The organism is Acidovorax sp. A79, assembly GCF_041154505.1.
Classification (GTDB): domain Bacteria; phylum Pseudomonadota; class Gammaproteobacteria; order Burkholderiales; family Burkholderiaceae_C; genus Acidovorax.
This window is the reverse complement of sequence record NZ_AP028672.1, coordinates 1,592,618-1,613,532: the sequence shown is the minus strand read 5'-3', so window position 1 is coordinate 1,613,532 and position 20,915 is coordinate 1,592,618. Positions and strand designations below refer to the sequence as shown.

General features: G+C 64.2%; 16 protein-coding genes and 1 tRNA gene. 7 read left to right on the top strand and 10 right to left on the bottom strand.

Annotated features, from left to right (window positions below; translation table 11 throughout):
• Nucleotides 1-108: 108 nt before the first annotated feature.
• Together ACAM51_RS07245 and ACAM51_RS07240 are read right to left on the bottom strand one after the other, a co-directional pair.
• Nucleotides 109-1,128 carry a serine protease gene (locus tag ACAM51_RS07245; protein ID WP_369643129.1) on the bottom strand — a complete coding sequence of 340 codons (1,020 nt, stop codon included), beginning with the start codon at nt 1,126-1,128 and terminating at the stop codon, nt 109-111.
• Between the two features lie 1,031 nt (nt 1,129-2,159).
• Entirely contained in the window at nt 2,160-2,393 is a 234-nt protein-coding gene (locus tag ACAM51_RS07240) for a helix-turn-helix domain-containing protein (protein ID WP_369643128.1), read from the bottom strand.
• A gap of 119 nt (nt 2,394-2,512) precedes the next feature.
• On the opposite strand from ACAM51_RS07240, the gene ACAM51_RS07235 reads away from it, so the two are divergent.
• The 6 genes from ACAM51_RS07235 (at nt 2,513) to ACAM51_RS07210 (ending at nt 8,500) form a co-directional block, all read left to right on the top strand.
• Nucleotides 2,513-3,010: a DUF1643 domain-containing protein gene (locus tag ACAM51_RS07235; protein ID WP_369643127.1), complete on the top strand. Its 498-nt coding sequence runs from the start codon at nt 2,513-2,515 to the stop codon at nt 3,008-3,010.
• 188 nt (nt 3,011-3,198) lie between these two features.
• Nucleotides 3,199-3,597, top strand: coding sequence for a hypothetical protein (locus ACAM51_RS07230; RefSeq protein WP_369643126.1), 399 nt, complete (start codon nt 3,199-3,201; stop codon nt 3,595-3,597).
• A complete protein-coding gene (locus tag ACAM51_RS07225) occupies nt 3,594-4,931 on the top strand; it encodes a tyrosine-type recombinase/integrase (protein ID WP_369643125.1) in 1,338 nt (445 codons plus the stop codon). The genes ACAM51_RS07230 and ACAM51_RS07225 overlap by 4 nt, the downstream gene beginning before the upstream one ends.
• Nucleotides 4,928-5,848, top strand: coding sequence for a hypothetical protein (locus ACAM51_RS07220; RefSeq protein ID WP_369643124.1), 921 nt, complete (start codon nt 4,928-4,930; stop codon nt 5,846-5,848). The genes ACAM51_RS07225 and ACAM51_RS07220 overlap by 4 nt, the downstream gene beginning before the upstream one ends.
• A 7-nt stretch (nt 5,849-5,855) precedes the next feature.
• Complete coding sequence (locus tag ACAM51_RS07215) at nt 5,856-6,152, top strand: hypothetical protein (RefSeq protein ID WP_369643123.1); 297 nt, start codon at nt 5,856-5,858, stop codon at nt 6,150-6,152.
• A gap of 1,553 nt (nt 6,153-7,705) precedes the next feature.
• Nucleotides 7,706-8,500: a hypothetical protein gene (locus ACAM51_RS07210; RefSeq protein WP_157497322.1), complete on the top strand. Its 795-nt coding sequence runs from the start codon at nt 7,706-7,708 to the stop codon at nt 8,498-8,500.
• 116 nt (nt 8,501-8,616) lie between these two features.
• On the opposite strand, the gene ACAM51_RS07205 is transcribed toward ACAM51_RS07210, so the two are convergent.
• The 4 genes from ACAM51_RS07205 to ACAM51_RS07190 form a co-directional block, all read right to left on the bottom strand.
• Nucleotides 8,617-8,701, bottom strand: a tRNA-Ser gene (locus ACAM51_RS07205).
• Nucleotides 8,702-8,915: 214 nt separating this feature from the next.
• A complete protein-coding gene (locus ACAM51_RS07200) occupies nt 8,916-10,229 on the bottom strand; it encodes an IPTL-CTERM sorting domain-containing protein (RefSeq protein ID WP_369643122.1) in 1,314 nt (437 codons plus the stop codon).
• A gap of 145 nt (nt 10,230-10,374) precedes the next feature.
• On the bottom strand, nt 10,375-11,268 hold the full coding sequence (locus tag ACAM51_RS07195; protein ID WP_218295787.1) for a hypothetical protein: 894 nt from the start codon (nt 11,266-11,268) through the stop codon (nt 10,375-10,377).
• A complete protein-coding gene (locus tag ACAM51_RS07190; protein WP_369643121.1) occupies nt 11,265-12,677 on the bottom strand; it encodes a glycosyltransferase family 2 protein in 1,413 nt (470 codons plus the stop codon). Before ACAM51_RS07190 ends, ACAM51_RS07195 begins: the two co-directional genes overlap by 4 nt.
• Nucleotides 12,678-13,090: 413 nt before the next feature.
• On the opposite strand from ACAM51_RS07190, the gene ACAM51_RS07185 reads away from it, so the two are divergent.
• Nucleotides 13,091-14,686 (top strand): ATP-binding protein, encoded by a 1,596-nt coding sequence (locus ACAM51_RS07185; RefSeq protein ID WP_369643787.1) that lies wholly within the window; start codon nt 13,091-13,093, stop codon nt 14,684-14,686.
• 200 nt (nt 14,687-14,886) lie between these two features.
• On the opposite strand, the gene ACAM51_RS07180 is transcribed toward ACAM51_RS07185, so the two are convergent.
• The 4 genes from ACAM51_RS07180 to ACAM51_RS07165 form a co-directional block, all read right to left on the bottom strand.
• Nucleotides 14,887-17,217: a CHASE2 domain-containing protein gene (locus ACAM51_RS07180; RefSeq protein WP_369643120.1), complete on the bottom strand. Its 2,331-nt coding sequence runs from the start codon at nt 17,215-17,217 to the stop codon at nt 14,887-14,889.
• A 63-nt stretch (nt 17,218-17,280) separates the two neighbouring features.
• Complete coding sequence (locus tag ACAM51_RS07175; RefSeq protein WP_369643786.1) at nt 17,281-19,008, bottom strand: FecR domain-containing protein; 1,728 nt, start codon at nt 19,006-19,008, stop codon at nt 17,281-17,283.
• An 86-nt stretch (nt 19,009-19,094) separates the two neighbouring features.
• Nucleotides 19,095-19,793: a response regulator transcription factor gene (locus tag ACAM51_RS07170; protein WP_218295783.1), complete on the bottom strand. Its 699-nt coding sequence runs from the start codon at nt 19,791-19,793 to the stop codon at nt 19,095-19,097.
• Between the two features lie 140 nt (nt 19,794-19,933).
• Entirely contained in the window at nt 19,934-20,860 is a 927-nt protein-coding gene (locus tag ACAM51_RS07165) for a formylglycine-generating enzyme family protein (RefSeq protein WP_369643785.1), read from the bottom strand.
• Nucleotides 20,861-20,915 lie beyond the last annotated feature (55 nt).

The window sequence follows — 20,915 nt, the reverse complement described above, 5'->3', positions numbered from 1 at the left end:
AGGCTGGGCTGAGTGATGACAATACAGTGCCGCGTCTACCGGCCGAATTGGAACACTGCACCGCTAAATCCACAGCAAAGACTCTGCGAGCAACTATTGGTCACCTATTTATGATTGCTCCGAATTGCCGGGGCTATGACGCTTCAATCGATACGTCGGCCCGTCTATTCGTTCGGCACTTTTGGCGGCCTGTAAGCCTGCGAAATCGTCATACGCATGCATAACGTCATCACGATGAATTGCTGCTCCGACAGCCAACAGTTGATGCTCCAGAGTTAGCGGCAGGTTTGTCTCAGAGCCATCAGTGGCGACAACACCATGCCCGATCAGATCAATCAATGAGCGCTTAGCATTCAAGCGCAGAGGACCCATCTGGACACCATATCTGATGGTGTGAAATAGGGTCGGATACAACAGTGAGACTACGCTTGCATTCCCCTCCATGAACAGTGAGGCTCCTGCTGAAACCACGCCACAAACGAATCCATCCTCATCGAAGACTGGCCCTCCGCTCTGTCCATGCTCCGCCGCACCGTCGATGATCACGCAAGGCCCGGTTGGGAAACTTGACGCAAAGTTTTTAGTAAGGATTTTCGAAACGCGACCCTCTACTACACGCAGATCCAACGCAGACTGATTCACCCACTCCACGCGGCCTGCGCGTATGTCTTCTAATGAAATACCCGTGTCGGGATAACGCATATCGCCATAACCAACGCAGTACACCTTAGATCCAACTCGCGGGATCTTGAAACTGAGAGGAAGAGGAAGCGTCTCAAGTGTTGGCTGCGCAATTGGAAATCCAAAAGCTAGGTCTGTTGGTGGTGCGCCGTCGCAGCTTTCTAGTGGCCAGATGGTCACCTTCACTTGACCTTCATCGTCCATTTTGCTGTGGAACAAAGCTAATCCCGCGTCAGTGAGCGTCGCTTCCTTTGGCAACTCTCGCTCAAGTCGTAACTTGGCATCAAGCCGGTCATGCGCAAATGCTGCGGCGATATTGTGCAAAGCGGTGGCGACAATTCCTAGATTGCCAATGGTAAATGCGGTACCAATCGGAAGGAACCGCTCATTGACTGTGACGCCAATCGGGAAAACACCTGAAGAAATTGGGCTCTCCCATCGCGGCACGGTCCACGCTCGGCTATTGTCTGGGCGCTTGCTCAGAAGGTATCGGAGAGCCGCTCCGCCATTTTTCGCACTCATTGGACAACGAATCCCAGGACCATGTTGGAAAACTGCTCGGCGAGCCTCACAGCCGGACGTCGTACTTGAGCGCTTGGGGAAAATCGCTCAGCCTCTTGTACTTGGATAGGTGCATCAGTGCTCTGCATTTCACAGCAGCACCGTCCTGCTGTGGCAAAAATGGCTGAACATTCACACATATAAAGAAGTGGCCAAGACGTAGTGATGGTTGATTGTTAACGATTTCCGCTTTGGGCATGCGACCGAAGAGCATCCCAATCACTGCAAAACGGATCCGCCAGAGCGAGTGTCTGATCCCACCCAAATCCCCACCGCCCGACTCCCCCCCGCCCGCTCCCCCTGAAAGGGGGGGCGGGGGGGAGTCGGGCTGGGGTGGAAGCTACCGGGAAGCGCGCAGACGGATAAACCCGGAATGGGAATCCCCGGGATAGCAATGGCAGCGGATACCCAGACGCAGAACTGAACCCCGTGCAATCGAGCCCCCGCCGCGCGATGGTGCTGAAGTCGTACAGAGTGGTACCAAAGAGCTGCACGAAGAACCTGCCCGCTACCCCCATAGTCACAGCCCCCACGAAACGCGCGTAAGTACCACTCTGACCTCAATGAATCCAGTGGCATCAGACCAGCGTGACGGCTCGTGCCGCGCCCCCTCGGAAACCATGTCCCGCCAACACATACCCGCCCCCGCCCGCCCGTCCCCTACGGGGACGGCGGGGCGGGCGGGGGCTGGGGCATAGGGAGAACAAGCTCGCGAAACAGTGAGCCAACGGCCTCAAATCAGGCCGGGCAGATCATGAAACGCTCCCTCCCGAAACTCGGGCTAACGGGTGGGGGGTCGGGTAAGGCAGGAAGCGAAACAGACTCGATCGATCTCAGAGATGGTGCATGCGGCCCTCTCCGCTCCACGGCTGGCATCAACCAGCAGGCAAGTCACACCTGGGCGCGGAAGCACGCCACTACCGCCGACCAAGAGCCCCAGCAAGCAACTCCGGAAGCGGCACCTCCAGCGCCTCAGCCACGCGCAGCAACACAGTCAATGTAGGCTGATTGCGTGCCAGCTCCAACTTGGCGATGTACGTCCTATTGATGCCAGCACGATGGGCCAACTCCTCCTGGGACAAGCGCAGCGCAGCACGCCGGGAGCGAAGCTCGTCGGCGAACGCAGCGATCAATGCCTCGTCCCTGGTCATGGGCAGGGACTGTCCGTTGCCTGACGACTCTATGCACCCGCATATGTGGTACAAAATAATCTGATGCCTGAGCCGGAGCGGACTGGGCAGACGCTACGAATGCCCCTCTGAAAGCCCCCATGTACGACATCTACCACTCCGATCAAAATGACCAATGGCGCTACACGCTGGGCCGCTCAGGAGCCCGTCCGCTGCTGGTCATCGGCCTCAATCCCAGCACTGCCACCCAAGAGAAACTCGACCCCACAGTGACCCGCGTGGAGAAGGTGGCACAGCAATGCGGATTCGATGGATTTGTCATGCTGAACCTCTACCCGGTGCGGGCCACCAAGCCTCAGGACCTGCCATCCAAGACTGACCCTGTGGCCTACGAGCGCAATCTGGAGGCCATCGAGAAGGTCGTCGCTCAGTACGCCAATCCCACGCTCTGGGCTGCCTGGGGCGAAACGGTGGTGGATCGCCCCTATTTCCTCCGGGCCCGTGACACGCTGCATGAACGGCTGGCGCGGTACCAGCCGCAATGGCGCAGATTCGGTGAGCTGACCGCCACAGGCCATCCCCGCCACCCCAGTCGCCTCAACTACGCCTGGACGCTGGAACCCTACGAACTGGCCTGAACAGATGGCGGGTAGCTCTACCCGCTGCTGTCCCCTCCATGCTCCCCATCGCCGGGGAGTCTCCGTGTCTCGCGTCGCAAGAAAACTCGTCCTCTGCCTCGTCCCTCAAGACAGCGCGCCCGCTCCGAACACCCCCTCTCCGCCTCTGAAAAAAGCTATTGAAAATCAATGACATAGGAGTCATTGATATGAAATTGATAGCAACAAGCCCAATAAAATTGGGGAGAGGAGAGCATCGCCTTGCCCCATGCGGGTTCCGGGACGATGAAATCGAAATTTCCTGCAAGACCTCGAAATTCTCCAGAGTGGCGGTCAAGGAGGAAATTCGATTGACCGCACCCAAACCGCCTGCGCCCCTGCAGGTCGTCTATCTCCACCAGCGCGACGCTGGGATGATCGCCCGGTACCGCAACTGGGCCAACTGGCTCTCCGAGGGCCGCACTCGCACCGTCGAAAGTGAGCTGATCGCCATGGATGGGGGAGACCCTGCTCCAGCCCTCTCTCGTGCTTCGGTGTGCGAGTGGCAGGTACTGATCTATGAGCCCCCTGGCTATCCCTGTCCTGCATCAGCGGAGGTGCAGCCATGATGCCCCGCGAACCCCGCAAGGAGCTGGGCGCGGCCCAGGTCGCAGCCCTCTGGCGCCGTGGCTCCAACCATGTCGGCGGTGTGCGTGGCCTGATCCTCAACGTCACGATGTACGCATCACGCAGTTGGGTGCTGCGCTATCAGGTGGCTGGCAAGCGGCGTGACCTGGGCCTGGGATCGTATCCGTCCGTCACGCTGGCCGATGCGCGGGAGGCCGCTCGCGCTGCCCGTGCCAAATTGGCGCAGGGCATCGACCCCATAGAGGATGCACGCAGAGCGCGGGCCCGTCTTGTCGCGGAAATCCACACCAGCATGACATTCGGTGAAGCGGCCAAGCGCTACATCGCCTCGCATGAGAAGGGGTGGAAGAACGCCAAGCACGCGCAGCAGTGGCAACGGTCGCTCGACATGTACGCCACGCCTGTGCTGGGCAAGATGCCTGTGCGGGACATATCGCTGGCAATGGTGCTCAAGGTGCTAGAGCCGATCTGGTCCAGCAAGACGGAGACAGCCACCCGCCTGCGCGGTCGCATCGAGTCCATCATCGACTGGGCCATTGCGCGGGGCTACCGCACCGACTCCAATCCTGCGCGCTGGAAGGGGTTGCTGGACAAGCTGTTGCCTGCTCCAGGCAAGGTGACGAAGACGATGCATTTTCAGGCGCTGCCCTATGCGCAGTTGCCCGTATTCATGGAGCAACTGGTGGGGCAGGAGGGGATGGGTGCCAAGGCCCTGCTATTCCTGATCCTGACGGCAGCCCGCTCCGGAGAAGTTCGCGGTGCCACCTGGGAGGAAATCGATCTGGCTGCGCGGGTATGGACGATCCCCGCTGAACGTATGAAGGCTAGCAAAGCCCATCGGGTGCCGCTATCGGATGCAGCCATTGCACTCCTGCAGGAAATGAAAGCGCTCACTCTCGCAGCAGGACGCACCACGGGCAAGGCGTATGTATTCCCAAGTCCCAACAGCCGTGACCCCGAACTGGGCAGCCAGCTCTCGGACATGACGCTCACGGCGGTACTCCGTCGCCTGAAGCTGGAGGCAGTGCCGCATGGGTTCCGCTCCACGTTCCGCGATTGGTGCGCAGAGCAGACCGACTACCCGAACGAGGTCGCGGAAATGGCACTGGCCCATACGGTGGGCAACAAGGTGGAGGCAGCGTACCGGCGTGGTGACCTCCTTGCTAAACGGCAGCAGCTCATGCAGGACTGGGCGGACTACGCCATCGGTCGCCGCGCAGGAAATATGACCGACGGTCATAGCTCTGACCCACTCGCATCAACACGGGACAACACACCCAATCAGCACAACAACACAGAGGGAGCAATGCAATGAAGAACTATCTCGCCACCAAATGGAAGTCTCTCCGGGAATGCTCATCGGCCACATGGGGACAGGGCCTCATAGGTAAAACGAAGGTGATCCTGGCTTGGTATGGGCTCGCGGTGGTGGTCATGGCCCCTGTCGCACTACTCATGCCGGGCGTGCAGCTGGAGTTGCGCTCTGACATGACAAAGCCTGCCCTGCTGTGCCATCAGCAGCAATCATTCGATGAAATCATTGGTGCCACGGACGTGACCAACCAAGCCCTGCTGGAGAAATTTCGCCACAGACCGGAGGTGCTGACGCGCATCGTCACCAGCGACAGCTACATGCAACGCAGTAGCTGGGTCTTCCAGCAAGAACTGATGCGCAAGATCGCACGCGGGCAATGCCGTGAGGTGACGCATGGTGATCCCGTGACAGCGGACTGGATGGAATGGCAATCATCGAAGGATGCCGATCACCTCAAACCCAAGCGCATGCAAGTCGTCTACCAAGGGCAGACCTACTGGGCATATGCGGGGCAATGGCAGAAGGTCACGGGTAACACCGTGGCTGCAGAGGATCGCGCGCCACTCATGATCTCTCGCAAATCACAAGACGGGAATGATCGCTCGCGGCCGCCAGTGGTGGATGAAACCCAGGCCCAGACCAGCATCAAACGGCGTCCTGTCCCGCCATTCGCTCGCAACGAATCCTATGCACAGGTGCGGGTGGTATTGATGCGTGATGGCTGGCAGCCAGTGATCTCCAAAGATGCCGATCAATGCATGGAGGGTGACACCCGATGTGAGGGCCGTCCGGAAATGCAGACCTGTAGCGGATCAGGACTGGCCATGTGTAGATTCCGCTGGCGACGTGATGGGCAACAACTAACCATATGCACCGCTGGCGAGGAGCAGGCCATGTTCCACAGCATCTGCGAATGAGGGCACCATGACCATCAGCAACATCGCGAGAAGCTACCTACTCGTGCCGCTCTGCATGATCGCAATGGCCTGGATGGGGGAGGCCATGGCGGGCACCTTGGAGTGCTACGCGATCAAGGATGCGGACAAGCGGGCGTACTGTCTGGCGCAGGTCAAGCGGGACCCTGGAAATTGCTACCGCATCAAGGATGGTGACAACCGCAACCAGTGTCTGGCTGAAATCAAAGGATCGCGGGATCGCTGCTACGCCATCAAAGACCAGGACCGCCGCAAGGCGTGTCTCGCTCGGGCAATTTCACGTTGACGGAACCGCCTGCAGTAGTTGCAATAGAGCCAGGGCAGGATGTGGGGTCGTGCTCATCAAACTCGACGGCAGGCGCGAAAGACAAGCATGCATCCAACACTCGGCCACGCCCTACGTTCCATAGTATTCCTCGCTATTTGCATGGGCTCAGGTGCGAATGCAGGCCCACTCTATAAGTGCGAAATCAACGGGAAGACCGAGTTTCAAGATCGGCCCTGTGTTGCGGCCAACCAGAAAGTGGCCTGCATCCAGGGAGATAACCAGGAAATCCAGTATGCGGACAAATTGTCCGAGCCTTGCAAGCCTACACAGGCAGAGTCACTCTCATCGGGCTACGGTGGCAGCAGCTATCAGTACAGGGGCTCAGCGGGGTATGGAGGTCGCTCATCATCCTCTGCAGGAACCGACGTGACAGTACGCGGGTACACAAGAGCCAATGGCACCTACGTACAAGGACATACGCGGAGCGCGCCAGGGCGTGGACGAGGTAAATGACTGCACATAGCGTCATCTTGTGGCTGGTGTTGTGCAGTAGTCACTCAGGGGCGCTGGCAAAGCGTGTCGGGGCGGAGCTGGTAGATGTCTATTTGGCGCCCCTGACACAACAGGGGCCAACAACATAGGTCGTGGGGGCTATGAAAAATTTTGTTCGCTGGCTGAGAGAGAGATTGGCCGTTGGGTGCGACGGGCACCGATCAACAGTTACTACTGGTGGGCAGTTGCAGGGATCGGCATGTCCATCGCTGGCGTTGGTGCGTTTGGCTGGACGGAGAAGTCATTTCGTCTGGCTGGCATGTGTTTGCAGTTGGGCGGTGTGCTCACAGTGGTATGGGGCATCCTGAAAACACGAGCTGACTTTGGGCAACCAACCGTCCGCTCGCAGTTCAAGGCATGGATGAAGGTATTCCCCCCACTCAATCCTCCGGCGATAACGGTCTCAATAAACGGGGTATTGCCTGGGCTCTCTGGTCGAGGGTATCTGCATACAACTCATGGCCCCTCTGCCGACCAAACTATCGAAGGTCGCGTGACGCATCTGGAGGGCATAGTCAAGAAACTAGAAGACGCGCAAGGCAGAACACACGTAGCGGTAGTGGAGGCCCAAGCGAAGGCACAAGAAGCGTTGGACGCACAGGCCCGTCAGTTGTTGGGGCAAATTGATGCCGTCTCAAAAAAATCGAATCCACCGCAACGGGCGGGGTCCATGTATCTGCCGTTGGGGTCGTCCTGCTCTTCGTCGGGACCATCTTTGGTGGGGCCGCACCAGAACTCGAGAAGTGGCTGAAGTAATAGGTAGTCGGAAGACGAGCAGCCTCGTGCGCCACGATAGACAAAACGCTGGGAAGAAACCTATAGCTGGCGGAAATCAAAGGATCGCGGTATGGCTGCTGCGCCATCAAAGACCAGGGCAGTCAAAAGGAGAGTTTCTCAAGGGGCCAACAACTCTCTCCTCAAAATTGGTGGGCGGAACCAAGCTCTGGGCGCACTGACGGCTACGAGAAAAAAGCGTGGTCACGGGTACGATAGGTCTACCCGAGCCACTCGCACCTGCCATGCCAGAACTGCACGACCGTCCGCTAGGAACATCGCCAGAGCACAAGGTGCTGCATGCCGTGGCTCAGACCGGATCTCGACTGGTCGGAGATAGATTCCTGGCCAGCTATCTCACTGACTGCCTGCACATGGTGGGAGGCCTGGGGCCCCTACACAAAGTCTTGCTGGCGGATGCGGGGCAGAAGAGAGGGGCCGCTCCTGAGACGATCACAAGACTCGTCGCTCAAGCAGAAGACAACATGCGCTGGGTATCTGAAATGCAAGCGGAGGACTATCACCGCGTCAATGTGCTTGCATTCCTGAGTCTTTGGTCTGCGTACGAGACCGGCACTGAAAACATCATCGCGGCTGCACTGGGGACGATCAACTCCGCCGCAACATCTGCTGCCGACAAGTTTGCTCGCGGAACATATGACATGGCAGCTTGGCCATGGTCAGATGAGAAGTGTCTGGAAATCGCTCAAAAACTTGACCAGAAAGCGAAACAAAAAACTCCCGACGGTGGATGGGATATTGCCGCGCGATTGACGACGCTATTCGGTTGGCTGGGGGCCGATATAGCTATCCCAACAAATACCTCAAACACTCTGAATGAGGCATCTATGGTGCGCAACGTGCTCCTCCACAGATACGGTCGTCTGGGCCCCCGAGATATTGAACGAGCGCCGCACCTCGCCGTGAATGAAAACAACGCTGTGCAGATCACTCGGAGTAGATTGAGCCAATACTCTCAGGCCGTAAACGAGACACACATCGCAGTCATGCAGGGTGTGTACGCGGCTGGCTGGAAATGAAGAATGCCCATCTAACTGCTAGCCGCACCGCGACGCACTCGTCGCTGCGATAGATAAAACGGAAGGTAGAAATGCAAAACGGGCCACTCGGGCCCGTCTGGTATGAATACTTGCAGTGGAGGGTGGGATTCGAACCCACGGTAGTGTTGCCACTACGCCTGATTTCGAGTCAGGTACATTCGACCACTCTGCCACCTCTCCTGTGTGTCGAAGCCTGCGATTATAGCAAGGTTTTCAGGGCCTTCGCGCGGCAGTGCTACCCAGGGGGGCGGTACCTCGGGCACCGTTGCGCTGCCGTCCGCCTGCTGGTAGTTTTCCAGCACCGCCACCAGCGTGCGGCCCACGGCCAGACGGGAGCCTCTGAACTCTGGAGCGATGGGTAGGCTGCTGGGTAGGTGCTGGAGCGAAGCGGCTATCAGGCAGTGCGGCGCCGCATCCTCGCTAGCCCAAACATGGCCAGCAGTGCGGACAGGCCAACCAAGGCCCACTCGGTTAGGGTGGGGATGGAGGCTGGCGACACGGGTACAACAGCAACAGCCGTCACCACTGTGGCAAGGTTGTTGGCGGTATTCGTCTCCCCACCACCAGAAACCTGGGCGCCATTGGTGACCGAAGCGGGTGCATTGGCCGCGATATCCACAGTCAATGTGATGGAGGGATAGCTCGCGCCCGCACTCAGCGGATCGCTTCGGGTGCAGGTCAGCGTCGCGAGCGTGCAGGTCCAGCCAGCGCCCGCCAAGGCTGTTGCACTCAGCCCAGGAGGAAGGACATCGGTCACGGTGACTGCGCCGCTCGTCGGGCCCACTCCGCCATTGGATGCAGTGATCGTGTAGGTGGCGCCTGTCTGCCCCTGGCTGAACGGGCCATTGGCCGGCATGGCCACGGTCAGATCCGGTAGCAACGGAATGACTGTCGCAGGATCGGTAGCCGTGTTGTTGGCTGCATTCACATCGCTGCCTCCTGTCACCGTAGCAGTGTTGGTCACGCTCGCTGGCGCATTGGCCGCGACATTCACGGTCAAGGTGACGACGGGATAACTCGCGCCTGATGCCAAGGGATCTGACCGAGTGCATGTGGCAGTTTGGCCCGCAATGTTGCAAGTCCAGCCGGTTCCTGAAGCGGTAGTCGGTGTCAATCCTGCAGGCACAGTATCGGTCAGCGTCACGAGGCCTGAGGTGGGCGAGCCGCCAGTATTGGATACCGTCAATGTATATGCGGCGCCAATCTGGCCTTGCGTGAAATTGCCTGTATGGCCTTTGGTGAGCACAAGATCGGGGCCCGCCCCGATGGTTGTCACATCCAATGCGGAATTGTTCGAGGAGTTGATATCCCCGCCCCCTGCAACCGTCACGGTGTTCGTCAGGGACGGGGGCGCTGCCGGCGACACATTCACGGTCAAGGTGATCGGTGGATAGCTTGCGCCAGCGGCGAGCGGATCGCTGCGGGTGCATGAGACAGATTGGGCCACGATGCTGCAGACCCAGCCAGCACCCGCTGCCGCTGTGGGAGTGAGTCCGGCAGGCACCGTGTCCGAGACGGTGACTGCACCCGCACTGGGCGCACCCCCGGTATTGGACACCGACACGGTATAGGTGGCCCCCACCTGGCCTTGCAAGAAGCTCCCGGCATGGCTCTTCGAGACAGTCAGATCCTGAGCGTAGGCCGAGGACAGAAAAGCTCCGGCGGCCAGAACGAGGAGAGCTGCGATGCGGCGGCGAAAGAGCATCATGGTTTTGATCCCGTACAGTCCAAGAAGCGTTTCATTTGACACAGCGCATCCACGCTGCCTGCGTACCTGTGGCGGCACGCCTGCGATTGCAGTTGCATCGCCCCCACGGCCAGTGAGTCTCGCATGTGCCCGGCCTCATCGGTGATCAGAAGGGCAGGCTCACCCGTCCGGAAGCGCTGGTGTACCGGTATGACCCGGCCTGGCCGGAGAACAAGGGCGCCGTGTTGCTGGCCTCGATGCCGACAAACCACTGGACCGGGCTGCTGCGCCGTGATGCGAGGCCGATGGCGCCCCGCCATATCGGCTCCGACGCGCCATCGACGCGCTGCTGGCCGGCATCGATGCTGGCGCTCAGCACCACCACCTGCGCCACCTCGAATCGTGACGACAGGCCCGCCGATGCCTCATGCAGCCGCTCTGGTGAGAAGTACTCTGGCCGGTAGGCGTTGGTGTTGTGGTAGCTGCGCGTTTTTATGTAGGCATTGAGCCCATAGCGTTCGTCCAGCGAGTAGTTCCAGCGGGTGCGCAGTATCGGTCGGTTGTTGTCGTTGGAGAACAGCGCCGTGCCTGCCGCCACCCCGACGTTGAATCGCTCGGTGAAGGCGTGGTCGAGAACCAGTGCCAGGGCTGTGAAATGCGTGCCGTTCTCGATGCCTCGGATGGAGTTCACCAGGTCTCTTTCCACGCTCACCCCCAGCGCCGTGGAAGGGGTCAGCCGCTCCATGTAGTCGAGCCCCCCCACGAGGTAGCTGGTGCCCGCCACGCGGGCGGCTCCCAGACTGGCGTCGATGGTGCGTTCCTTGCTGGTTTGCTTGTAGGTGCCTGCCGCGAGGCTGCCGCTGGCCGCCCAGCCCGGCGCCGTGTAGCGCAGGGCTCCGGCGCGCAGGCCCCAGCCAGCGGCATTCGCATAGCCCAGCGTCTGCCTGCTTTCATGGAAGTCGTCTGAATCGCGGCTGGCGAAGAACGAGCCCGAAACCGACTGTGCCTGCACGCCGCAGGCACAGAGCACCGCCAGCGCGCCAATGAAACGCCCCTTCATTTCGTACCCCAATTCTTTGACCGGCTGACCAGTTCCTTGATGTAGCCCAGCACGCATGCGGGCTGCAGCACCACGCTGTAAAACAAGGCGTAGAAGATAAACCCCAGCACGTTGCGGCGGACCTTGAGCCCCTGTTCGGTGAACATCTTGGCCTGGACGGTGAACATGAGGTAGTTGACGATCATAGCGAGCGGCAGCACCAGCAGCGTCATGGGCCCCGCGATCCAGTACACGCCAAACAGCGCCAGCACGAGGCCTGGAACGAAGGCGAACGTATAGACCAGATCCATGTAGGGGAACAGCAGGTTCCACCAGATGAACAAGGTGGTCATGCGCGGCTTGAACAGCAGGCGCCAGTGCGATTTGAAGGCTTCGATGAGCCCTCGCGACCAGCGCTGGCGCTGGCGGATGAACTGCAGCCAGGTATCGGGTGCGTTCGTGAAAAGACAGGCGTTCTCCGCGAAGCCGACGCGATGTCCGCGCTCCAGGATCGCCCATGTGAGCACGATGTCTTCACCCACCGTATGGGCCCATCCGCCGAGTTCGCGAAGGATGGCCGTGTCGTACACGGAAAACGCGCCTTGGGCCACGAGGGTGCCCTGGTACAGGCTCTGCAGGCGCTTGATGGCGGCAATGCCATGGAAATAGTCCCATTCCTGAATGGCCGTGACCATGTTCTTGCGGGAATTGCGCACGAGTACCGCGCCTGCCACGGCACGGGTATTGGGCGGATCGCTCATGTAGCGGCGCACCAGGTTGTGCAGCGCGCTGTGGTGAAGGTAGGAGTCCCCGTCGACGGTGATGGTCAGGTGGTGGCGGACCAGGGTCAGGCCGGCGTTGAGCGCGTTGGCCTTGCCCACGTTGTGTTCAAGGTTGAGCACCTGCAGCCACGGATAGTCCAGGCCCGCGAGCTTTTCGGCGGTGGAATCCTTCGAGCCATCATTGATCACCACGACCTGCAACGGCCCCTCGTATTCCTGGCGCGCGATGCTCTCGATCGTGGAGACGATGCTTTCCTCCTCGTTGTAGGCCGCCACGAGGATGGTGATTCCCGGCAGGCGCGCGCTGGAGTGTCTTGCCGCGGGGCGCCGGTCCAGCAACAGGCTGACCACCAGGAATGCGTTCATGAAGCCCGGCACCACCGCGATGCCGTAGATCACCGGGTAGGCCGCCCACGGGCTGATGACCCGCGCCAGATCGTGCACCCAGGCATCCGCGGCATAGATGGAAAAAGCCATCCACACCACCCCGGCGAACAATGCGAACGCAAATTTCCACCGCACCGACAGGTACGGCCGCGCCCACTTCGTGGCTGCTGGGGCTGGCGGCGATGTGCTGGCGGGGCTGGCCGCGCGCTGCGGTTCGAGCGTGGGCAGGGCCGCAGGGCTTGTCTGGAGGTTGCGCGTCATCGGGAAACTCGCCTTGTGGGCTGTAGTCGGGGGCAGGCGGGTGGGGCGCGGCCCAGGTCACAAGCAGGTGCGTATTTGTAAAAAATTGAAACTGTGGTGTACGAATTTTGCTGCTGGCGTGGATGCGCGTCAACCGCAATGGCCCTGCAGGCCGCCCAGCGGGCGCAAAAGCAACTGTGCGGGCGCGCCGGGCGCGTGCCCGCGCGGTGCAGGGCTCTGTGCGGAACCCCGGGTCCGTACAGAGCGCTTTTTCTTTGCACTCTGGGCGCCTTGGGCCATGATGGACCTTGTCCGGGCATGGGGCGCCGCGCCGCCGGGCAGGGATTTTCCTGGCGTTTCTGCGGCATTCGACGTGTGCAAAAACCACCATGGGCACCGAGGCAACCACTCCAGAGCGACCGATTTTCTTGGCAATGGCACCCGCGGGCCCCGTGGGACGGCGCTGGGCCCTGGGCGCCGTTGTCGTGTCGGCCGTGCTGTTTCTGGCGGCCATGCCCTTCGCCAAGCTGCCCCTGCCAAAGATGAGTGCGTTCATCCCCGCCTATCAATCCGCCCTGGTGCTGAGCGATCTGATCACCGCGGTCATGCTGTGGGGCCAGTACCGCATCCTGGGGCATGCGGGCCTGCGCGTTCTGGCCTGCGGGTACCTGTTCACGGCCCTGGTGGCGATCGCGCACGCGCTCACGTTTCCGGGCCTGGTCGCCGAGGGCGGCTGGCTGGGCGCGGGGCCGCAGAGCACTGCCTGGCTGTACATGTTCTGGCACGCCGGGTTCCCGGCGGCGGTGATTGGGTACGCGCTGAGCAAGCCAGCGGCGGCCAGTCAGCCCGAAGCCGCGCCCGCGCAAGCGGGTTTTCTTTTTTCCACCGCGATCAGCGTGGCCGCCGTGCTGGCGGCCGTGGCAGCCCTCACTGCGCTGGCGACCGTGGGGCAGTCGCTGCTGCCACCGATCATGCAGGGCAGCCGGTACACGCCGACCATGCTGGCCGTCGTCACCACCGTCTGGGGCGTCAGCGTGGTCGCGCTGCTGCTGCTCCTGCGGCGCAGGCCGCTGGTGGTGCTGGACCTCTTGCTCGTGGTCACCATGTGCGCGTGGCTGTTTGACATCGCGCTCTCCGCCGTGCTCAACGGCGGACGCTTCGACCTGGGTTTCTACGCCGGACGCCTGTACGGGCTGATGGCCTCCACGGCGCTGCTGGCGGTGCTTCTGGTGGAGAACACGATGCTCCACGCAAGGCTGGCGGCGGCCTACCAGGCGGAGCGAGAAAAGCGGCGGCAGATCCAGACCCAGGCGGCGGAACTCGTGGAGAAAAACCGGGAGCTGGACGCCTTCTCCTATTCCATATCGCACGATCTGCAGGCGCCCGTCCGCGTGATTCAGGGGTTCGCGGGCATGCTGCTCGAGCGTTCCGACAGCCACCAGGATGCGGAAACGCGGCGGATGCTCAAGGTGATCGACGACAGCGCGCGAAAGATGGGGCAGTTGATCCGCGACCTGCTGGATTTCGCGCGCCTGGGGCGCCAGCCCATGCACCCTGCCCGCGTCGACATGAATGCCCTGGTCGAGCAGGTCATCGCGGACGTGCGGCACACCGGACCGGGGCGCGATGCCGCGTTCGCGGTGGCGCCGCTGCCGGAAGGCTGGGGCGACCGGGCCCTGCTCCGGCAGGTGTGGGTGAACCTGATCTCCAACGCGGTCAAGTACAGCGGCCCGCAGGGCGCGCACATCCAGATTTCCGGCAGCGGGGACGGCGGTGAATGTGTCTACCAGGTGGCCGACCAGGGCATCGGGTTCGACATGGCCAGGGTGGACCGGCTGTTTGAACTGTTCCAGCGGCTGCACACCGCCGAGGAGTTCCCTGGCACGGGGGTGGGCCTGGCTTTTGTGCAGCGCATCGTGGTGCGGCATGGGGGGCGCGTGTGGGCTCTCGGCGCATTGAACGCGGGCGCCACCTTCAGCTTTTCTCTGCCCCAGGCGCCGACACCGCAGGATGCCGGGGCCACGGGCTGAAGAATGCCCCTCCCGCGGCCCCGCATGCGCGGCGCGGCGTGCCCAGCCCAGAAACTGGCAGGTGGCGGATGCACCGGTGAAGAGGCTGGCAAGCAGGAGAAAAAAGTGCCTATGGCGCTTGATGCACAAGCGCGATGTGCTATTGAATATGTAGCAAGCTGGAGCCTGGCAACCTCCGGGTTGCCGGCCTGCATCGGTCATCATGCCCGCAGCGGCAGCACCAGCCTGAACTCCGCCCCGCGCCCCGCATCGCTGTCCACTTCCAGTGTCCCCCCGTGGCGCTGGATCACCGTGTGCACCAGCGCCAGCCCGAGCCCCACGCCTCCGATGGTGGGGTGGCTGCGGTCATGCAGCCGGCGAAACGGCGCGAACAGCTGGCCCTGCAGTTCCGGGGCGATGCCGGGGCCTTCGTCGCGCACCGACACGACCCAATGGCGGCCCCGCTGCACGATGGAGCACTGCACCACGCCTTCTTCGGGGCTGAACTTGACGGCGTTGTGCAGAACGTTGGCCAGCGCGCGGCACAGCATGGCGCGGTCGCCCACGGCGGGGGCGGTCTCCGGCGCGGCGGCGATGGTGACCTCCACGCCACGGTCGCGGGCCAGGGCCCAGATGTCGTCGACCGTTTCGGCCAGCGCCGCCACCAGGTCCAGGGGGGCCATCCGGTATTCCTGCGTCTCGGCGCTGGCCAGCTTCACGAAGTTTTCCGCCATGCCCAGGGATGCGCGCGCATAGCGCTCGATGCGCAGCATCAGCTCGTCGCCCGGCATGCGGCCGGGGTAGGCACGCTGCATTTCCAGCAGCGTCAGGATGGAGGCATTGGGGGTGCGGATGTCGTGCGAGATGAAGTTCATCGCCTGGTCGCGCTGCAGCTGTGCGCGCCGCATCTCGGTGAGGTCCACCAGCGTCATCAGCCAGCCCGCCTTGGCCAGGTCGGTGAAGGGCCTGCACTGCACCAGCAGGCTGCGGCCCTGGGCGTCGCTGCCTTCGCTTTGTTCGGGCATGCACTGGTTGAGCAGCTTGTCCTGCGTGATGAGCGGCTGCCCGGTGCCGGTCTGCACCAGGTCCTGAAGCAGGTCGACCACGGACTGCCCCTGCAGCGGCACCAGCGGGTCTCCGCCCACATGGCGGCGCGCTGCCACGTTGGTGAGCAGGATCCGCCCCTGGGGGTCGCAGACGATGGTGGGCGAGGGCAGCTGCTGCAGGCTCTCGCTCACGAAGTGGTGCAGGTCGCGCAGCTGGCGGGATGCGCGCTCCACGGCGTTGATGCGTTTTTCCAGGAAATCGCCCGAATCGCCCGTGCGGGGCTGCAGCCGCATCGACAGGCCGTCGCGCTGCAGGCGCTCCATTTCCAGCCGCAGGAAGTGGGCGGCCGCGCTCAGGCGGCGCCAGCTCCACAGGGGGTAGGCCAGCACGAGCCCGGTCAGTGCCGCGGCGGGCGCGAACTGCAGGCCCACCCACCAGGGCAGGGCCACGCTCAGCAGCAGGGTGGCCACCCCCAGCCCCGCGCTGGTGAGCAGCGCGATGAACGGCCCCACCAGCAGCAGGGCCAGCAGCGCGCCCGCCACCGGGGCCAGGTTGAACAAGGTGTTGAGGGCGGGGGCGGCTGGCTGGATCCGCACGCCCGAGAGGCGGCCGTCCAGCACCTGGGCCACCACCTCCACGCCGGGCATGAGCCGCGACTGCTGGCTCATGGGGGTGGCAAACATGTCGCCCAGGCCGGCGGCGGCCGCGCCCACGAGCACGTACTTGCCGCGAAACGCATCCGCGGGGACCTGGCCGCGCAAGACGGCGATGTACGAGTAGGTGGTGAAGTGGCCCGGTCCGCCAGCGTAGGCAATCAGGGTGCGGTCGGCGCGCTGCCATGGGCCGGGGGCCGCCATGCGTGCGGGCTCGGCGTTCGCCGGCCCGGCGCGCGGTGCGGCGCAGTGCGCCAGGGCGGGGTCCGCCACGCACTGCAGCGCCATGCTGAAGTGGGGCCAGGCCGCCGCGGCCGGCCCTTCCTGCAGGTACAGGCTGCGCACCACGCCGTCGTTGTCCGGCACCACGTGCACGTGGCCCAGGCGGGCCGCGGCATCCGCGAACGCGGGCCAGGGCAGGTCTGCCGTGTCGGCGGCCGGGCCATGGCCGCGCCGCAGCACCGGCAGCACCACGCGCCCGCTGCGCTGCATGGCGTCGGCCAGCAGCACGTCGTCGCCGGGGTAGTCTAGGTCCTCCTCGTTGAAGAGCACGTCCATGCCGATGGCGCGGGGCTGCTGGGCCGACACCCGTGCGATCAGTTCCGCGTGCAACGCCCGCCGCCAGGGCCAGCGGCCGATCGCAGCGATGCTGGGGTCGTCGATGGCCACGATCACGATGTCGGGGTGCGCGGGGCGGGAGATCAGGCGCAGGCCGGCGTCCTGCACCAGGTGGTTCACCCGGCTCAGGCTGTCGGCGGTGCTGAGCCACGCCACCAGCCCCAGCAGGGCGATGGACAGGAGGCTCCATTCCAGGCGCCGCTGCTGGCCCCGGGTCCGTCCGGCGGTCCGCATCGGCTCAGCCTCTCCGTGCCCTGGGCTGCGGGCGCGGTGCCGGGCTGGGGCGCGGGCGGGCTCTCAAGGCCGCCCCACGGGCTGGCCGTTCGATGTGGAGACCGGCAGGCCGGTGCCCGTGCTGACCCCTGAACCCACCCGGATCTGGCGTGGCGGCGAGAAGTCGCTTTGCAGGCCCGTGGAATCCTGCACCTGGATGCGCACCAGGTAGCTGCCCGCGGGCAGGTTGCCGGCCCGCCATTCGGGAGCATCGAGCAGGGTGTCGAGCACGAGCTTGTCGAATGCGAGGTCGCCGGCACCGGCCAGCTGCAGGCGGAATCGCTGGCCGGGCAGCGCAGGCCAGTGCAGGCGCACGTCGGTGTCGCCTTCCTGTGCCTGCACCGACTGCAGGGACAGGGTGGCGGGGCGGTCCGCCACCATGAAGGGCTGGGGCGGTGCAAACGGCCCCTGGTCGGCCTGGCCATCGGGCAGTTCCAGCAGGCTGGCCACGCGCCAGAAGTAGCTGCCCGCGGGCAGGGCACCCAGGGGCAGGCGGCACTCGCCCAGCCGCTGCGCATCGAGCAGCGGCTGGGCGAATTGGGCGCTGCCGGCCACCTGCACGCGGTACCAGCGCGCGCCGGGCACGTGGGTGCACAGCAGCTCGCCCGTGCCGCTGACCACCACGGCGCCGGGCGCGGGCTGCTGGTACAGCGGCGCCACGGGGCGCGTCTTGATCGCGAAGGGCAGCACGGCGGGCAGCCCCGGGATGCCCGCATCGTCCAGTGCGCGCACGGACAGGTAGTACTTGCCGTCTTCCAGGGCTTTCCAGCGCAGTTGGCCGTCCGCGAAGCGGCCGTGGCGCAGCACCTGGGTGAAATCCGGGTCCCGGGCCACCTGGGCCTCGTAGCGGACCGCGCCGGGCAGCGCGGGCACGTCGATGGCCAGCAGGCCCGCATCCCCCAGCGTGGCCGGCACGCCCGACGTGTCGGGCGCCGCCAGCAGGGGCCGGGGGGCGCCGACGGTGCCATCGGCCGCCACGGCCAGGCCCTGGCCCGGCGCGAGCATGGCGCCGGTGGGCGCGGGGGCGGCGGTGGCACCGTCCGGGCGCGGCTGCACCGCCACGGAGCCGCTTTGCACCGAGGCGGTGGTCTGGCCGGCGTCGCCCATCGCCACGCTGAAATGGGTGCCGCGCACGCTGGTCACGGCCAGCGGCGTGCGCAGCTCGAAGCGGCGAAACGCCTCGGCGCTGGGCGGCACCGAGGACTCCACCGCGCCGCTTCGCATCTCCAGCACCGATTGCAGGCTGCCCGCGCGCCCTCGCCGGCGCAGCTGCCGCAGCTGCAGCTCGGAATGGGCCTGGACCCGCACCACCGTGCCATCCGCGAGCTTGACGGCCACGAAGGCATCGGGGCCGACCTGCACCACGGCGCCTTCATCGAGCCGGCCGCCCTTCACAAGGGGCTCCGGCGCGGCATCCGCGCGCGCCTGCCCGGTGGCCATGCCGTGCACGAACTCCACGGTGGCCGGCTCCGAAGGCTGCAGGTGCACCGGAATCCACACCACCGAGCCCGGCTGCAGGCGCCGGGGGTTGGCCACCTTGTTGCGGGCCTGCAGCAGCGGCCATTGGTGGGGGGCGGCCAGATAGGATCTGGCCAGGCCTTCGAGCGTGTCCCCTGCCTGCACGGTGTGGGGAATCTCGTCGCCCTGGGGCGTGGCGGAGCGGGCCTCGGCGCGGAGGGGCACCAGGCTCGCCAGGAAGCCGAGGGTGAGTGCCGCGGTGGCGCCCAGGGTCCAGCGGACGCGCCCTTTCATCGTTGCCAAGTCAGATCTCCTTTGTGCCGCCTCGGGCGGCTGGGCAGGCCACGGCGCCCTCTGGGGGCCGTGGAAGGTGGTTCGGGTCAGGCCCTTCGCTGGGCCTCCACGGCTTCAAAACGGTAGCCCACGCCGTAGACCGCCGAGACGATGAAACCGTTGGAAGGCCGCAGGTCCAGCAGGGTGCGCAGGCGCGAGATGTGGGTGTCCAGCGAGCGCGACATCACATCCGCGACCTGGCCCCAGATGATGTCCTTGAGGTGGTCGCGCGACAGCAGCCGGCCCATGTTCTGAAACAGGAACAGGGCGAGATCGTACTCGCGGTTTTTCAGCTCCACCGGCACACCGTCGATTTCGATGGAGCGGGTCTCGCACAGGAAGCGGTAGCGCCCGAACTCCACCACGCCGCCCGCATTGTCCGGATAGGCGCGGCGCAGCAAGGCCGAGACGCGGGCATTGAGCTCGCCGATGCGCACGGGCTTGACCATGAAGTCGTCCGCGCCGCTGCCCAGGCCTTCGACGATGTCGCGCTCTTCCTGGCGGTGCGTCACGAACAGGATGGGCAACTGGGTGCCCACGTTCTTGCGCACCCAGCGCACCACTTCCGGCCCAGTGGTGTCTGGCAGGTGCCAGTCCACGATCAGCAGGTCAAAGGTTTCGCGGCGCATTTCACGCAGCAGGTCCGCGCCATTGAGATGGGTGTGGCAGACATGGCCCATTGCCTCCGTGGCCTGTTTGATCAGATCCAGCTGGAGCGCATCGTCGTCCAACGCGGCTATGCGCATGGTTTCCCCCGTCGAGAATGCAATTGCGGATTATTTGCGAGAACCACCGCCTCCGAGGGGGCGGGCACGCGGTGCCGTCAGCAAGTTGACATTTGTTGACGGTTTGTGGCGCGCCGGGGACGGGGAGGGGCGGGCGCCGTTCAGCGGTCGGGGGCCAAGGGGCGGGACTCTGGAGCAATCTCGCGCACCAGCCGCATGCCGACCAGGGTGTAGCGGGTCTGCGGGCTGTTCCAGTTGCGGTAGCCGCAGCGCGCGTAGAACGACCATGTGTGCCACGAGCCTCCCCTGCGCACGCGCACCGAGCCTTCGTCGGGCCCCTGGGGGTCGTCGTGCGGAGACTGTGCGTAGTACGTGTCCCCGTGCCAGTCCGACACCCATTCCCAGGCATTGCCCAGCATGTCGTGCAGCCCGAAGGCATTGGGCGCATAGCTGCCCACGGGCGCGGTGAAGGCGTGGCCGTCGCTGCCCTCCAGCGCGTGCTGCCGCCAGCGGGGCCACAGGGGGGCGGCCTCCTGGTCGAAGGTATTGGCGGTGCGCAGCAGCCCCTGCGGGTCATCGCCGTGGGGGTAGCGGGTGCGGGTGCCCGCGCGGCAGGCGTACTCCCATTCGGCCTCGGTGGGCAGGCGGTAGCGGTGGCCTTCGGTGCGGCTCAGCCACCGGGCCAGGGCCTGGGCGTCGTTCCAGGTCACGTTGACGACCGGGTGGTCCGGGCCTTGCGCGAAGCCGGGGTTGCGCCACGAATAGCGCGGGTCGCGGCCCTCAAACGCATCGCCGCGCCGCGTGGTGGCCGGGTCGTAGGCAGGGTTGTAGCCATAGCCGCCGGTGCCGTCCGCCTCGGACTCGGGCTGGTACCCGGATGCTTGGACAAAGCGCCGGAACTGCCCCACCGTGACCTCGTGCTGGCCCAGGTAGAAGGCGCGGGTGACGTGCACCTCGTGGGCCGGGGACTCGTCTGCCAGGTCGGTCAAGCGCTGGCGCTCCAGCAGCGGGAAGGCTTTTTCCAGGGTCTCGAGCGGCGGGACGCCACCCATCCAGAAGCTGCCCGCCGGCACCCGGACAAAGGCCATGCCCAGGCTGTTGATCCAGGGGGCCGTGGCGGGGCGCGCGTCCTGCGCTGCCGGT

Excerpts from the sequence above, each read along its gene's own strand:
- ACAM51_RS07195 (WP_218295787.1), bottom strand. The coding sequence starts at position 11,268 with ATGAAGGGGCGTTTCATTGGCGCGCTGGCGGTGCTCTGTGCCTGCGGC.
- ACAM51_RS07180 (WP_369643120.1), bottom strand. The coding sequence starts at position 17,217 with ATGCGGACCGCCGGACGGACCCGGGGCCAGCAGCGGCGCCTGGAATGG.
- ACAM51_RS07230 (WP_369643126.1), top strand. The coding sequence starts at position 3,199 with ATGAAATTGATAGCAACAAGCCCAATAAAATTGGGGAGAGGAGAGCAT.
- ACAM51_RS07215 (WP_369643123.1), top strand. The coding sequence starts at position 5,856 with ATGACCATCAGCAACATCGCGAGAAGCTACCTACTCGTGCCGCTCTGC.
- ACAM51_RS07200 (WP_369643122.1), bottom strand. The coding sequence starts at position 10,229 with ATGATGCTCTTTCGCCGCCGCATCGCAGCTCTCCTCGTTCTGGCCGCC.
- ACAM51_RS07210 (WP_157497322.1), top strand. The coding sequence starts at position 7,706 with ATGCCAGAACTGCACGACCGTCCGCTAGGAACATCGCCAGAGCACAAG.
- ACAM51_RS07190 (WP_369643121.1), bottom strand. The coding sequence starts at position 12,677 with ATGACGCGCAACCTCCAGACAAGCCCTGCGGCCCTGCCCACGCTCGAA.
- ACAM51_RS07220 (WP_369643124.1), top strand. The coding sequence starts at position 4,928 with ATGAAGAACTATCTCGCCACCAAATGGAAGTCTCTCCGGGAATGCTCA.
- ACAM51_RS07175 (WP_369643786.1), bottom strand. The coding sequence starts at position 19,008 with ATGAAAGGGCGCGTCCGCTGGACCCTGGGCGCCACCGCGGCACTCACC.
- ACAM51_RS07235 (WP_369643127.1), top strand. The coding sequence starts at position 2,513 with ATGTACGACATCTACCACTCCGATCAAAATGACCAATGGCGCTACACG.
- ACAM51_RS07170 (WP_218295783.1), bottom strand. The coding sequence starts at position 19,793 with ATGCGCATAGCCGCGTTGGACGACGATGCGCTCCAGCTGGATCTGATC.
- ACAM51_RS07240 (WP_369643128.1), bottom strand. The coding sequence starts at position 2,393 with ATGACCAGGGACGAGGCATTGATCGCTGCGTTCGCCGACGAGCTTCGC.
- ACAM51_RS07225 (WP_369643125.1), top strand. The coding sequence starts at position 3,594 with ATGATGCCCCGCGAACCCCGCAAGGAGCTGGGCGCGGCCCAGGTCGCA.
- ACAM51_RS07165 (WP_369643785.1), bottom strand. The coding sequence starts at position 20,860 with ATGGCCTTTGTCCGGGTGCCGGCGGGCAGCTTCTGGATGGGTGGCGTC.
- ACAM51_RS07185 (WP_369643787.1), top strand. The coding sequence starts at position 13,091 with ATGGCACCCGCGGGCCCCGTGGGACGGCGCTGGGCCCTGGGCGCCGTT.